Genomic DNA, 12412 nt, shown 5'->3' on the forward strand with positions numbered 1-12412 from the left:
GACCTCCGCTTTCTATCGGGGTTGAACGTCACTCTTTCCCTCCACGTCGCTCTTCCGTTCTCCCTACCCGGATCCGCTACGCGGCGCAGCCGCAGTGGGCACACTCCCGGACGCCCGCGAACGCCCGGTCGGCGGCCGCGACATCGCGCCCGGTGATCGGCGCGGCCGCGTCGAGGGAGGGCGTCAACGGCCGCGGCGAGGGTTCGGAGGGCCGGTACGGCACGCCCGTGACCGCGTAGTTGTCGACCGTCCTTGCGGGCCTACCGGGATCGCGCACGTAGACGCTCTGCGCACGCGTTCGCCACACCACCAGCACCTCGCCCAGATGCACCGCACACCCCGGCGCACTGTCCTCCGCCCCGCCGCAGGCCGCCACCCACCCGAGCAACAACGTGCCCGTGTCGTCGGTCGGACCGTCGCAGTCGTGCCGCGATCGCGCGCCCAACGGACACGCCCGACCGGACCGGCCTGCTCCCGGTCCTCGACCTGCTCGCGTTCGGCCACACCCTGCTCCTGTCGTCGGTGGAGCTCACATCCTGACCCGATCGACGCCGGCGCCGGGGCGGAACCGAGGAACGGCCGCGGCATCGCGCCGACACCGGACCCGGACCCCCACACGGCGCAGTTCACCGCCACTGCGCCGGGCCATCTTCGTCCGGCCGCCCGGAGGATCGTGGGCCGAGGAGGTGTTCGAGGGTGTGGTCGGGGTGTGTGGCGTGCTCGATGGCGTCGTCGATCGCCTCGGCCAGCACGTGCAGCTGCTCGACCCACCCCGGGCAGGTCATCACCCGGGTGGCGATGCGGGCGCAGCCCGCGAGGGTGACCACGGCGACGGTCTCGGCCAGTGCGAGCGGCACGGCGCCGACGACCGGCCCGGCCGGGCTCTCGTACGGGTCCAGATAGGGCAGGAACTCGCCCTGAGGGTGCGGGAGCCCGGGGCGGGGTCCGACCTCGGCCGGGCCGTACGGGCTCAACCCGCCCAACGTGTGCTCGACGGCCCCGGCCAACGCCCACGTCGGCCCACCCGGACGGCCCAGGCCACTCAGCCAGGCACCGGCGCTGCCCCCGGCCGCGGCGATGCGCTCCAACGCCTCACGTTGCTCCGGCGAGGTGCTCGTCTCAGGGTGGGGGCCGGGACCGCCGTGCGGGGGTGGGTTGCTCATGCCCGGTGAACGAGCGAACCCCGCAACAGGCTGCGCCAGGAAGACGTGGCGGTCCGGTGTGCGGTCGACATCGATGCGTCTCGCGGTCGACAGGGATGGGCGGGCGCCCGCGAATCCGGACGAATCATCCGGACAAGAGCGCCGGCGGATCCGCGATCGTGGGAGGCGGAGCGGGTGCCCCAGAAGCTGTCGCCCCGAACCCGATCGGTATCGAGGACCGGGAACCCACCAGACAGCACGGCGGCGCCGCGCGGCGCGATGCTGTCCGGTGGGCGAGGCGCATCGGGGCCATGCGGCGCACGCGGCACCACGCCGTGGCCGTGCCCGGCGCCGCGGTTCGGCGGACGGGGGACGAGAGCCGTCCCGACGGTGGGCGCCCCCCATCGGCGGGTACGGCGCGGGAGTGGTGGCGGCGGGGACCTCGCCCGGGTGTCGTCGACGACGCGTCGATCTCTTCGGACCATCGGGGGTCGGTTGCGGTTCGGACGTGATCGGGAAGCGGCTCGCCCCGCGCTTGTGTCCGCCGAGGAATCCGGGTGATGGGCTTGGTGTGGGTCGTTACGGTGGTGGGGTGAGTGCCGAGCAGTTGTCGAGTCCCGCCGTCGGATCCCCCGGTTCGGTGTGGGTGTCGGGTCGTGGTGTGGTCCTGCGTGATCTCGTCCCCGCGGATGTCCGCGCGGTGGGGGAGGTGTTCGACGCGGAGGTGGTGCGGTTCCTGGGGTTCGGGGTGCGTGACGAGGCGGCGACCCGCGCCTATGTGGAGGAGAACATCGAACTCGCCCGGCGGGAACCGCGGACGAAGTACCTGCTCGTGATCGAGTCCGTCGAGGACGCCGCGGTGGTGGGGACGATCGCGTTGGTCGTCGAGTCGCCGGGCGTGGGCAGCGTGGGGTTCGCCGTGCGGCGGTCGGCGTGGGGCCGCGGCTACGCGGGCGCCGCCCTTCAGGCGCTGTTGGGGTTTGCGTTTCTCCACGGTGGGTCTGCATCGGGTGTGGGCCGGGCACGAGCCGGACAACGCGGCGTCGGGCCGGGTGTTGAAACGGTCCGGGATGTACCTCGAGGGGACGCGCCGTCAGGATGTGTTCCTGCGGGGCGCGTGGCGGGACACGATCGTGTACGCGGCGCTCGCTCCCGAGTGGCAGTCCGACTCCGCGCGTTGAGGCCTGTTCAGGCGGTGCGCAGGGCGGGGCTGTTGCGGGCCTTGTCGAGGTAGTCGCGCACGGCGGGCACGTTCCGGTGGGGCGCGAGGAGGGTGACGGTGTCGCGGACGTGGTCGAGTCCGCGGCCGGAGTTGATCTCGTCGAGGAGGTCCAGGGCGTGGTCGCCGTGGGCGCACGCGGCCTCGATCTTGCCCTGCTGGACGAGTGCGGTGCTCATGCGGGACAGGTAGAGGACGTGGGTGCGGGTGTAGTCGTCGCCGTAGGTGCGGTCGGCCTCGGTGAACAATTCCTGCGCCCGTTTGGGGTCGCCGAGGTCGAGCATGCAGCTCCCGGTGAGCATCAGGATCTCCGGGCGCATGATCCAGTACGCCCAGGGAGGGTCGTCCTCGCCGGGACCGTCGCCCACGAGGTCGGCGGCCCGGTTGAGTTCGCGAAAACACGCGCCGGCGTCGCCGGTCTTGGACAGGGCGCGGGCGCGGCGGGCGGCGAGCATGGCGTCGATGGCCGGGGTGGAGTTCCCGCGCACCGCGGTCTGGGCGGTGCGCACGAGGTTGTCGGCGTCGCGGGGGTGCCCGGTGCTGTAGGCCTGGATGGCCATGAACGCCAGTGTGTTGGCGCCCAGTTGCCGGTCCCCGCTGGTCTGGGCGGCGCGGAGCGCGGCGTGGTAGCAGGTCTGGGCTGCGGCGTGCCGGCCGACGTCGAAGCGCCCCCACGCGGCCATACGCCCCAGGTCGGCGGCGGCCGCGAACAGACGCCGGGCCTGGGCGTCGGTGTAGGTGCAGGCGCCGAGGAGGTGGGTGACCAGGGCCAGGGCCGCGTCCGTCTCCCCCAGGAGGTCACCGCCGCCCAACGCGTCGTCGGCGTGTTGGAGTTCGAGGATGTGCGCCTCGATCCGGGTCAGCAACGCGGAGCCGACACGGCGCCCGCGGGTGACGGCGTGGGCGGCCTCGGGGTCGGCGGTGAGCCAGCCGTGGAGCACGGCCGACAGGGTGCCGCCGGTGATCGTCAGGAATGCCCGCCGGTCCATGTGCGCGCTCCTTTGCACACCCTCCAGTGCGGCCACGGTACTGCGCACGGTCCACGGTGCGTAGAGGTCGGGGCGCTCGACGGGGATCCACTCCGGCCACGGGATCGCCGCACGGTCGCCGTCGGCGACACCGAACAGGACCGCGAGCAACTGCTGTGCGGGCGGGTCGGGTTCGTGCCGGCCGTTCTCCCACGTGGACACGGTGCGTTTGGTGGTGGCGATGTTCACGCCCCGCGTGGCCCCGAGCGCACACAGCCGGTCGGCGAGGCCCTGCTGGGACCAGCCCCGATCACGGCGCACCTGCACCAGGGGATGACGTGCTCCGGGAACCACGACCGGTGCCTCCATACGCGCGGACGGTAGCGCATCCCACCCTCATCGAGAACCCACCCGCGCCTGCGCCGTCGGCCCCCACCGCGCCGCCGCCCGGCCCGTGCCGCGTCTCGCTCCCGGGTGGGGGCTTGACACCCTCCCCCTGCCCCCGGTGTGACCGCTTCGCGCCACCGGCCCGGGCGGCTTGTCTGGAAGGGCGACACCACCGCCCGGCGACACGCCGGACGGTGCTCCTGGGACATCACGGACGAGAGGAACCAAACATGAGCCAGCAGGCCATCGAGGCGCCCACCACCACCGAGCCGCTGACCGCGACGTCGATCGCCGGTGTGATCGAGGTCGCCGCCCGCGTTACCGCCGCCGGTGACCGCCTGGTCATCGAGGCGGTCCACGAGGTCGCCGACGGCGCCCACCAGGTCCTGTACACCGTCGTCCCCGGCTACGCGGCGCCCACCGCGCAGACCGCCGAGGCCGACCCGCCGCAGTGCTCCTTCTGAACTCCTGACCCGCCGTCGGCGCCGGCGTGAACACGCGCCGACCACACCACCCCGCGGGGCGGCCCGGCGCATCTCGCCCGGCCGCCCCGCGGCCCGTCCGGCCCATCCTCAGGAGGCTGCCCGTGTCGACCTTCCCGCCCGACGCCGAGCTGCGGCGCCGTTTCGTCCACCGCCCCGAGTTGTCCCTGCTCTACAACCGCGCCCACGGCCTGGAGCACCGGCTCAACCCCGCCGCGCAGATCATGGCCGCCGCCGTCCTCGCCCGCTCGGACACCGAAGCAGCCGGGCCCGACGTGTCCCCGGCCCGGCGGGCGGCCCTCGCGCTGGCCCTTCCCATCGAGCGTGCCGCCGCCGACCTGGCCGCGTTCTGGGACACGATCCTGACCGCCCCGGATCGGCCCCGGCCCGTGCGCAAGTCCGGCGCGCCGGCCGACTGGGCGGCCGTCGACGTGCCGTTCCCCCTGGCGTTGGAGGTGGAGATCACCGCCGCCTGCAACTGGCACTGCACGTTCTGCTACAACACGTGGAAGGTGTCCGACACGCTCGGGCAGCGCTCCGCAAGCGTCACGGGCACCGCCCCCGGCCTGCACCTGCCCCTGGACACCGCCCGCCGCATCCTGGACCAGGCCGCCGCCGGCGGGTGCCTGCGCATCCGACTGTCCGGTGGGGAACCCACCCTGCACCCGCAGTTCCGCGAGATCGTCGAACACGCCAGCGCGGCCGGCTTCGACCTGGAGTTGTTCACCAACGGTGTCCGCGTCGACGACGCCTTCGCCGCGTGGCTCACCGCCCGCCGCGTGCGCGTCCTGCTGGTCTCCCTCCACGGCCAGGCCGCCACCCACAACGCCCTCGCCCTCAACCCCGCCGCCTACACCCAGGCCATCGGCGGCATCCGCGCCGGCGTCGCCGCGGGAATGACGGTGATGGCCGAGGCCCTGGTCTCCGCCGACAACCTCGCCGAGATGCCCGCCATGGTCGACACCCTGCGCGAGCTCGGCGTCGCCCACGTCTCCTTCATGCCCTACGTGGCAACCGGCCCCAACGACCCGTGCCGCCCGGTCGCCGCGAGCGCCGTCGCCGACCTGATCACCCACTGCCGCGAACGCACCGCCGGGACCGTCGACTTCCGCGTGCCGTGCGCCCCCCGCCACTGCCTCACCGACACCCCCACCGCCATCACCGCCCCCGTGGACGAGGCGTTCGACGACCACTGCGCGGCCGGCCTGCTGTGGGGGAGCGTGTCCTACGACGGATACGTACGGCACTGCCCGCACACCGGCGTCGTCGCCGGCCACGTCGACGAGGGCATCGCCACCGTGTGGACGCAGCGGATCGTCCCCACCGTGCGCGCGGCCTTGGAGCCGGACAACGACGCGTGCGGTGGGTGCGGCCAGTTCGCCGCCTGCAAGGGCGGCTGCCATCTCCCCAAGGTCCGCGCCTACCCCGGCGTCGAACAACCGCCGCGCCGCCTGCTGCCCCTGGCGACCGCCGCGCCCGCCCGGCCCAAGCGTTCGGAGGGGAACCGATGATGGAGGCACCCACCCTCGCCGAACGCCTCAGCCTGACCGACGGCAACGTCCTCACCGACTCCGTCTCGGGCCGCAAACTCGTCCTGGACCCGGCCGGCGTCGCCTTCTACGACGTGTTCACCCGACACGGCACCGGCCCCGGCGCCCTGCGAGAACTCACGACCCGCTTCCTCGTCCCGCCCGACCGCGCCGCCGCCGACTACGCGGCGTTCGTCGACCTCATCGACCAGGGCCAACGCTGCGAGGGCTCGATCCTGCCCGGCGCCCACCACGCCGTCCTGGAACCGACGTCCGCATGCAACGGGCAATGCCCGCACTGCTACCACAACGAACACGGCACCCGCTGGCCCGACGACCAGTTCGCCCGCATCCTCGACCAGGTCGAACGCGGCGGCATCAAATCCGTGTCCATAACCGGCGGGGAGGTCTTCTCCGCCCACTTCACCGACAAGTTCTTCGCCCTCGCCGAGCAGCTGCGCGAACGCGGCGTCGCGGTCGCGTCGGTGAGCACCAACGCCACCTTCCTCACCGAGGACGTCCGCGACAAGATCCTGACCGCCCTCCCCACCACCACCGTCTTCCGCATCTCCCTCGACGCCCTGCGCGGCCCCCTCCTGGACCGCATCCGCCCCGGCTACCGCCACCTGTCCGACCCCTACGCGCCCATCGCCGACCTCGACACCGCCGGCTACCCCCTGGTGTGCACCACCAACCTCTTCGGCGAACAAACCGTCGACGGCGTCCTGGAGATCGGCGAACACCTGCGCCGCTACACCAACCTGCGCGCCTGGAACCTGCGGATGGCCGTCCCCGTGCACTTCGGCACCGGCGAGCGCACCGACAACCCCGCACGCCGCCGCCAACTCTTCGGCACCCGACCACACCCCACCCTCGGCCTGCGCTTCTACGCCGCCGTGCTCCGCGAACACGCCCGCGCTGCCTACCCCTACGACGTGCGCATGGGCAACCACCTGATGACGTCCGCCCTGCGGAACCCGCACGTCCTGACCGCCAAAGGCGACGGACACCCCTGCCGCGAGGACGCCGCACTCGTCACCCTCAAGGCGAGCGGCCAGGTCACCCAATGCCCGATCCTCACCGAACTCGCCCCCGAACTCACCATGGGCTCGCTCCACGACGACAACGACGTCCTGGCCCCCGGCTACGAGGACCGACTGCCGCTGACCGGCCTGCACACCACCGACATGGGCTGCCACACCTGCCCCCTCCTGACCCTGTGCGGGGGCGGATGCCGCCTGTACGCCCTCGGCTACGACCAAGGCCTTACCGGCTGCGACCTCCCCGCCCGCGCACTCCTCACCTGGATGGTCACCGACCCCGACCGCATCCTGCGCGACCACTGGCCCGCCTACCACGCCCGCCTGCTCGCTCTGCTGCCCGACGTCGAACGCGTCCCCACCGACGCCTCCGCCGCCGGTGGGGACCGATGACGGGCGGCCGAACGACGGAGCAACCACCCGCGCCCCCCGTCGACGCCGGCCCCGGGCCGTTGATCACGCTCGGTGTCATCCGCACCGGGTACGCCACACGTGAGGACTGCCCGCGCCGGCCGTGGAGCCGCCCCGAACCCGCGCGCATCCACCTCGCGCCCGCCTACGCCGACATCGTGCTGGGCCTGGTCCCCGGGGTGCGCCTGTTCGTCCTGTGGTGGGGACACCAAAGCGACCGTGACATCCTCACCCGCCCCGTCGTCCACGACGCCCCACCGATCGGCGTGTGCGCCTCGCGCGGCGTCCACCGCCCCAACCCGATCGGTGTCACCCTCGCCGAAATCCTCGACACCGCACCCGGCGTCGTCACCGTCCGCGGCATGGACTGCGTCGACGGCACGCCGTTGCTCGACCTCAAACCCGCGCTCACCCTCGCCGGCACACACCTGCAATAGGCGAGACCGGACGCGTCCGGCCGCGGATCCGGAGAACCGTCTCGACGCGAACAATGCGTCTCTGACGTCACGAGCCTTGCGGTGACCTGCGCGGGTAACGCCCCCGGATCGAGACGTCACGAGGTGCCGGGTCACTCGGCCAGGAAGGCGCGCAGCTCCCGCCGTTGCCGGTCCTCCTCGGCGGTGACGTCGGCGAGGACGTCGCGGTCGATGAAGGGTTCGACGGCGGCCAGGACCAGGCGGCGCAGCTCGGAGGGCTCCAGCGCCTCGACCTCCCACTGGACGGGGTGGTCGACGTCGAAGCCGTGGCGGGCGGCGAACGCCGGCCATCGAGGGTCGCCGCGTTTGCCTTCGGTGGCGGGCAGTTCGTACGCCCTCCTCTGTTCGTCGGTGAGCAGCACCCGCTCCACGCGCGCCCAACACCCCGTCCGCGCCACCCAGTCCCGCTCGACGTCCTCGCCCGAGCAGTCGAAATCACCGACCATTCTCCGGGGCGCCACAAGCGCGCGGTTCGAATCCACGCAGCTCAGAAGCGGTCAGGGCGACGATGTCGCGTGCAACAGGTGTGGTGCACGAGAGACACGCCCTTGCATGCCGACAGCACGAGCCGACTGGAAGAGGGAACGAGCCGCCGCCCTCTTTTGGAAGCGGGTGGCGGCTCGGAGCGACAGGTGCTCGTACGCGGCCTGACCCCGCTGTGTTGGGGCCACATCCGCCCGCAGCGAAGTGAAACTCGACCCGGCTCGCGCCACCAGCTGATCATCCAAGAACGCACACACCCTGCCGGGTCCGCGAAGTACGCTGCTGGCAACCTCGAAACTGATGACGGAGGGCTCTCGTGGCGGAGCGGTTGATCGGTGGTCACTATCGGCTGCTCGATGTCATAGCCGCGGGAGGGTTCGGCGAGGTATGGCGGGCGCACGACGAGCGCTTGAATGCCTTGGTTGCGATCAAGCGCATCAAGATCGACCCGCACACCTCCGCAACCGAGCGGGCGGAGCTCATCGCCAGGGCGAAGCGCGAGGCGCGCAACGCCGCAGCGCTACGCGACGAGCCGAACGTGGTGGCCGTGTATGACGTGGTTACCGAGGATGGCCTGCCGTGGGTGGTGATGCGTCTCGTTGACGGTATGTCCCTGGCCCAGGAACTCAAGCGGCGCACCCGCCTCGAACCGGAACGGGCCTCCAAGATCGCGCTCGGGGTACTGGCGGCTCTCAGGGCCGCGCACCGCCTTGGGATCGTGCACCGGGACGTCAAGCCGGCCAACATCATGCTGACCGCCGACGGGCAGGTGCTGCTGACTGATTTCGGTATCGCGAAGCACCGCGACGACATCTCGCTCACCTCGACCGGCATGGTTGTCGGCACCCTCGAGTACATGGCTCCCGAACGTTTCGGTGCGGCCTCAGACGCAGACGACCCGGCAGGAGACCTCTTCTCTCTCGGCGCGACATTGTTCGAGACGGTCGAGGGAACCTCGCCGTTTCGACGTATGTCGGTGGCGGCGATCATGGCGGCAGTGGCCTTCGAGCCACATCCGCCTTTGCGGAACGCGGGCGCACTGACCGCGCTGATCGAGCAACTGCTGGCGAAGAAGCCCGAACACCGCCCTGACGCAAGTGCCGCGATCGCGGCACTAGGGGTGTGGTCAGCGGCACCCACCACCCTCGTGGGAATCACCAACCCGCCGACGCAACACGGTCGCAGGGACGGGGAGGGGGGATACGACGTCATCCTCGACTCTGCTGGGAACAAGCCGATCCAGGTGATCAGGGCCGTACGTGAGGTGACATCGCTCGGGCTGAAGGAAGCCAAGGACCTTGTCGAGACGCCACCCAGGCCGATTCTGGAGGCGGTCGGCGCTGAAACTGCGGCCAAGGCCGAGACCACCTTGAAGCGAGCCGGCGCCGCAGTGACGGTGCGCCCAGTCCAGCGCACGTGGCGGCGTGATCCCGCAGCCTCGTTCGATGTCATCCTCGACTCTGCTGGGAACAAGCCGATCCAGGTCATCAAGGTCGTACGTGAGGTGACATCGCTCGGGCTGAAGGAAGCCAAGGACCTTGTCGAGACGCCACCCAGGCCGATTCTGGAGGCGGTCGGCGCCGAAGCTGCGGCCAAGGCCGAGACCACCTTGAAGCGAGCCGGCGCCGCAGTGACGGTGCACCCAGTCCAGCGCACGTGGCGGCGTGATCCCGCAGCCTCGTTCGATGTCATCCTCGACTCTGCTGGGAACAAGCCGATCCAGGTCATCAAGGTCGTACGTGAGGTGACATCGCTCGGGCTGAAGGAAGCCAAGGACCTTGTCGAGACGCCACCCAGGCCGATTCTGGAGGCGGTCGGCGCCGAAGCTGCGGCCAAGGCCGAGACCACCTTGAAGCGAGCCGGCGCCGCAGTGACGGTGCGCCCAGTCCAGCGCACGTGGTGACTCGGGGGTTCTTTCTGAGCTGGGATCCTTGTGTGCCGGCAGCGTGACCACAGAGATTGATATCTGTGCGGCGCTCGACGGGAGGCCGTCCGGGTATCGACCGCGGTCAGCACCCGGAGGGTCTTCCGCTTGGGCCGCCGGTGCGGCTGCGGCCCGCGGGGGCATTTGTTCGGCATCGCGGCCTCCGTCTCCAGAGTCCGCCATCGCAAGGAGCCCGGTGATCTGGTGTTTCAGCCGGGATGACGAGGTGCGTCGCGTCCGCGGTTGAGCTGGGCCATCAGCTCGCGGTTGGCGGCTGCCTGTGCGGCTCGATCCCCGGCCCGGCCATCACCACGCCGCGGCCCACCGCGGGCCGATCCATGCCGGTGGTGTCCCGCGTCCCGTACCGCAACCACACGGTGAACAACCCGAGATCCTGCGCGGCGGTCCGCCAGTCGCGGCCGGTGCGATCGCACCAGCGCAAGTACAGCGCCATGTGCCCGGCGTACGTACGCGTGGTCAACTCGGCCTGATCCCGCCCGAACCGCACGTACCGCAGGAACGCGTCCGCTTCCGCCACCACGGCCAAGTCGTCGTCCAGCACCGTCCAGTACCGCGTACCGGACGGCATCCGTACAGGGAAAACCCGCAAAGTCCTACTCCCATCTCGTCATGCAACGTGTCGCAACGATCACGACAGCCTCAGAGATGCGAGGAAGAACCCGGTCTCACCCGATGCAGTGCATCGTCACACCACACTCGGAGATGCCCGGGAGAACGATGTACTCCAACACGGCTGGCCTCGGATCGCGGGCGGCGCGGGCGTGGACGACGTCGACGTAGGACTGGCTGCCGAAGCCGCGCACGACCAGCACCGGCACACCGAGTCGGCCAACCATGAGCTGAACATTCGCCGCAGGGAGTCCTTTTCCGCCGCGACGTACACGGCTACATCCTGGCCGCGGGTGCGGTCGAGTCGGAACCAGTCGGGCGCCTGGTCCAGGAACTCGGCGTGGTCGGTCCAGGCCGGGGGACGTGGACCTCGCGCAGGGTGTCGACCAGGTCGGGGAAGCGACCCTCGCGCCGGGCCTGCGCGAGGCGGGAGGACAGCCGGCGGTACATCGACGGCGTGTTCGGCACCAGTTGCTCGGAGATCGCCCGGTACCGGAGCTGTCTCAAGGTCACGCCGGCGTCGTACTCGGCGACGATCTCCCGGGCCCGATCGACCACCACCGGCCAGTGGACGCGTTCCATGCGATACATGTACCCATCGGCCCGCCTTCGGCTTGGGCCGGGTGTGTGGTGCCCCGAACGTCGCAATGCCCGCATCCGCTGTTCCCGGTCCTCGTTCACCGGGCGTCGGCGCCAGGGTGGGCGCGGTCCGGGCCTTCCTTCCCCGAGGACCCGGAACCGCGCCCCGGGGTGTACCTGCCCGCGGACCGACGGGTTCACGGGTCACCCGTCCGGGTGGCCCCTTGCCCCGGGCCCGCCCGGCCCACCCGCGATCGGAAGGCGATCCATGACGAGCACCGGCCCCGACCTCGACGACCCGAGCGACGTGAACGCCCGCGCCGTCGCGCTCTTCGGCCGCCACGAGGACGGCACCATCGCCTGGCCGTACGGCATCGCCGACCCGCCCCGGCGCAACTACCGCACCCGCGACGACCCGGACGCCGCGTTCGAGGCGGCCCTGCGCGGGCGCCGCGACGCCCAACGCATCCTCGTCGAGTGGGCCGAGCGCCACGGGCTGTGCCCGGACGGCCTGGGCTGTTGCCCGCAGTGGCTGCGCCGGCGGGGCAGTGCCGGATGTCCGTACGGCGAGTGCGACCGGTGGCGTTGGACGGACCACGTCACCACCTGGTCCCTGGGCGGGCAGCCGGTGGCGTTGACGGCGGCGCCGTACGGGGTGGACGAGGACGAGCGGGCCGAACTCGAGGAGTGGGCCGGGGAGTACCCGGGCCTGGCGGTGGCCTACGGCACTGGCTGGTACGGCGCCGACACCACCCAGGTCCTGCTGTGGCGCAGCGATCGCATCCCCACCCTCGCACCGGCGTAACGCCCCGCGCACTACCACCCGACCGTGCAACTTCCGTGCACCCTTGACGCACCTTCGATGCACCTTTGATGCAAGGGCTGTACCCCCAGGCGTGGCCCGTGACCGGACACCGCTTCCGCGCGGGCATCCGACGGCGCGGAGAGTGAGGGGAGGGCACACCGCCCCACCCCGAGCGAAGAAGGCCTTGCGGTGACGGGGATCGGTGGTGCCTACTGGAAGTCGTCCGCGCTCGGGGTGTGTTGCCGATCGCGGCTGCCAATACACCAGTCGTGAACTCGCTGTTTTGGCCGACGGGTTCGGGATCCGACTCTCGGTCGGCAGGACCGGCCAGTGCTGG

The 12412-nt window shown here is 71.4% G+C and carries 14 protein-coding genes and 1 pseudogene; 8 read left to right on the plus strand and 7 right to left on the minus strand.

The features are described 5' to 3' along the window. Window positions 1-76: 76 nt before the first annotated feature. A complete protein-coding gene (locus ABZS54_RS38460; protein WP_355546805.1) occupies window positions 77-445 on the minus strand; it encodes a hypothetical protein in 369 nt (122 codons plus the stop codon). Between the two features lie 181 nt (window positions 446-626). Beyond that, a complete protein-coding gene (locus ABZS54_RS38465) occupies window positions 627-1163 on the minus strand; it encodes a hypothetical protein (RefSeq protein ID WP_355546807.1) in 537 nt (178 codons plus the stop codon). Window positions 1164-1236: 73 nt separating this feature from the next. On the opposite strand from ABZS54_RS38465, the pseudogene ABZS54_RS38470 reads away from it, so the two are divergent. Together ABZS54_RS38470 and ABZS54_RS38475 are read left to right on the plus strand one after the other, a co-directional pair. Beyond that, a pseudogene (locus ABZS54_RS38470) lies at window positions 1237-2082 on the plus strand (GNAT family N-acetyltransferase); the annotation flags it as partial. 40 nt (window positions 2083-2122) lie between these two features. Then, window positions 2123-2323 (plus strand): GNAT family protein, encoded by a 201-nt coding sequence (locus ABZS54_RS38475; RefSeq protein WP_355546830.1) that lies wholly within the window; start codon window positions 2123-2125, stop codon window positions 2321-2323. Between the two features lie 7 nt (window positions 2324-2330). Here ABZS54_RS38475 and ABZS54_RS38480 read toward each other — a convergent pair whose 3' ends face one another. Beyond that, a complete protein-coding gene (locus ABZS54_RS38480) occupies window positions 2331-3698 on the minus strand; it encodes a helix-turn-helix transcriptional regulator (RefSeq protein WP_355546809.1) in 1368 nt (455 codons plus the stop codon). A gap of 248 nt (window positions 3699-3946) precedes the next feature. On the opposite strand from ABZS54_RS38480, the gene ABZS54_RS38485 reads away from it, so the two are divergent. The 4 genes from ABZS54_RS38485 to ABZS54_RS38500 all read left to right on the plus strand — a co-directional run bounded on the left by ABZS54_RS38485 (window position 3947) and on the right by ABZS54_RS38500 (window position 7615). Beyond that, complete coding sequence (locus tag ABZS54_RS38485; protein WP_355546811.1) at window positions 3947-4180, plus strand: hypothetical protein; 234 nt, start codon at window positions 3947-3949, stop codon at window positions 4178-4180. A gap of 122 nt (window positions 4181-4302) precedes the next feature. Continuing rightward, the gene (locus ABZS54_RS38490; protein ID WP_355546813.1) at window positions 4303-5709 is read left to right on the plus strand and encodes a radical SAM protein; all 1407 of its coding nucleotides are present in this window, start codon (window positions 4303-4305) and stop codon (window positions 5707-5709) included. Next, window positions 5706-7160 carry a radical SAM protein gene (locus ABZS54_RS38495; protein ID WP_355546814.1) on the plus strand — a complete coding sequence of 485 codons (1455 nt, stop codon included), beginning with the start codon at window positions 5706-5708 and terminating at the stop codon, window positions 7158-7160. The genes ABZS54_RS38490 and ABZS54_RS38495 overlap by 4 nt, the downstream gene beginning before the upstream one ends. Continuing rightward, entirely contained in the window at window positions 7157-7615 is a 459-nt protein-coding gene (locus tag ABZS54_RS38500) for a TrmO family methyltransferase (RefSeq protein ID WP_355546816.1), read from the plus strand. The genes ABZS54_RS38495 and ABZS54_RS38500 overlap by 4 nt, the downstream gene beginning before the upstream one ends. A gap of 131 nt (window positions 7616-7746) precedes the next feature. Here ABZS54_RS38500 and ABZS54_RS38505 read toward each other — a convergent pair whose 3' ends face one another. Next, entirely contained in the window at window positions 7747-8100 is a 354-nt protein-coding gene (locus ABZS54_RS38505; RefSeq protein ID WP_355546818.1) for a hypothetical protein, read from the minus strand. A gap of 353 nt (window positions 8101-8453) precedes the next feature. Between ABZS54_RS38505 and ABZS54_RS38510 the strand changes: the two genes are divergently transcribed. Then, a complete protein-coding gene (locus tag ABZS54_RS38510) occupies window positions 8454-10040 on the plus strand; it encodes a ribosomal protein L7/L12 (RefSeq protein WP_355546820.1) in 1587 nt (528 codons plus the stop codon). Window positions 10041-10317: 277 nt separating this feature from the next. Here the strand turns inward: ABZS54_RS38510 and ABZS54_RS38515 are convergent, their stop codons facing one another. The 3 genes from ABZS54_RS38515 to ABZS54_RS38525 all read right to left on the minus strand — a co-directional run bounded on the left by ABZS54_RS38515 (window position 10318) and on the right by ABZS54_RS38525 (window position 11273). Further along, window positions 10318-10650: a hypothetical protein gene (locus tag ABZS54_RS38515; RefSeq protein WP_355546822.1), complete on the minus strand. Its 333-nt coding sequence runs from the start codon at window positions 10648-10650 to the stop codon at window positions 10318-10320. 97 nt (window positions 10651-10747) lie between these two features. Then, window positions 10748-10918 (minus strand): hypothetical protein, encoded by a 171-nt coding sequence (locus tag ABZS54_RS38520; protein ID WP_355546824.1) that lies wholly within the window; start codon window positions 10916-10918, stop codon window positions 10748-10750. Window positions 10919-10967: 49 nt separating this feature from the next. Further along, the gene (locus ABZS54_RS38525) at window positions 10968-11273 is read right to left on the minus strand and encodes a hypothetical protein (RefSeq protein WP_355546826.1); all 306 of its coding nucleotides are present in this window, start codon (window positions 11271-11273) and stop codon (window positions 10968-10970) included. Window positions 11274-11538: 265 nt separating this feature from the next. Between ABZS54_RS38525 and ABZS54_RS38530 the strand changes: the two genes are divergently transcribed. Beyond that, complete coding sequence (locus ABZS54_RS38530) at window positions 11539-12075, plus strand: hypothetical protein (RefSeq protein WP_355546828.1); 537 nt, start codon at window positions 11539-11541, stop codon at window positions 12073-12075. Window positions 12076-12412: the final 337 nt, after the last annotated feature.

It is taken from the genome of Embleya sp. NPDC005575 (genome assembly GCF_040605455.1).
Lineage (GTDB): Bacteria > Actinomycetota > Actinomycetes > Streptomycetales > Streptomycetaceae > Embleya.

Coding starts and splice junctions, on each gene's coding strand:
- ABZS54_RS38525 (WP_355546826.1), bottom strand. CDS start 11,273: ATGGAACGCGTCCACTGGCCGGTGGTGGTCGATCGGGCCCGGGAGATC.
- ABZS54_RS38485 (WP_355546811.1), top strand. CDS start 3,947: ATGAGCCAGCAGGCCATCGAGGCGCCCACCACCACCGAGCCGCTGACC.
- ABZS54_RS38515 (WP_355546822.1), bottom strand. CDS start 10,650: ATGCCGTCCGGTACGCGGTACTGGACGGTGCTGGACGACGACTTGGCC.
- ABZS54_RS38500 (WP_355546816.1), top strand. CDS start 7,157: ATGACGGGCGGCCGAACGACGGAGCAACCACCCGCGCCCCCCGTCGAC.
- ABZS54_RS38520 (WP_355546824.1), bottom strand. CDS start 10,918: ATGGTTGGCCGACTCGGTGTGCCGGTGCTGGTCGTGCGCGGCTTCGGC.
- ABZS54_RS38530 (WP_355546828.1), top strand. CDS start 11,539: ATGACGAGCACCGGCCCCGACCTCGACGACCCGAGCGACGTGAACGCC.
- ABZS54_RS38480 (WP_355546809.1), bottom strand. CDS start 3,698: ATGGAGGCACCGGTCGTGGTTCCCGGAGCACGTCATCCCCTGGTGCAG.
- ABZS54_RS38495 (WP_355546814.1), top strand. CDS start 5,706: ATGATGGAGGCACCCACCCTCGCCGAACGCCTCAGCCTGACCGACGGC.
- ABZS54_RS38505 (WP_355546818.1), bottom strand. CDS start 8,100: ATGGTCGGTGATTTCGACTGCTCGGGCGAGGACGTCGAGCGGGACTGG.
- ABZS54_RS38465 (WP_355546807.1), bottom strand. CDS start 1,163: ATGAGCAACCCACCCCCGCACGGCGGTCCCGGCCCCCACCCTGAGACG.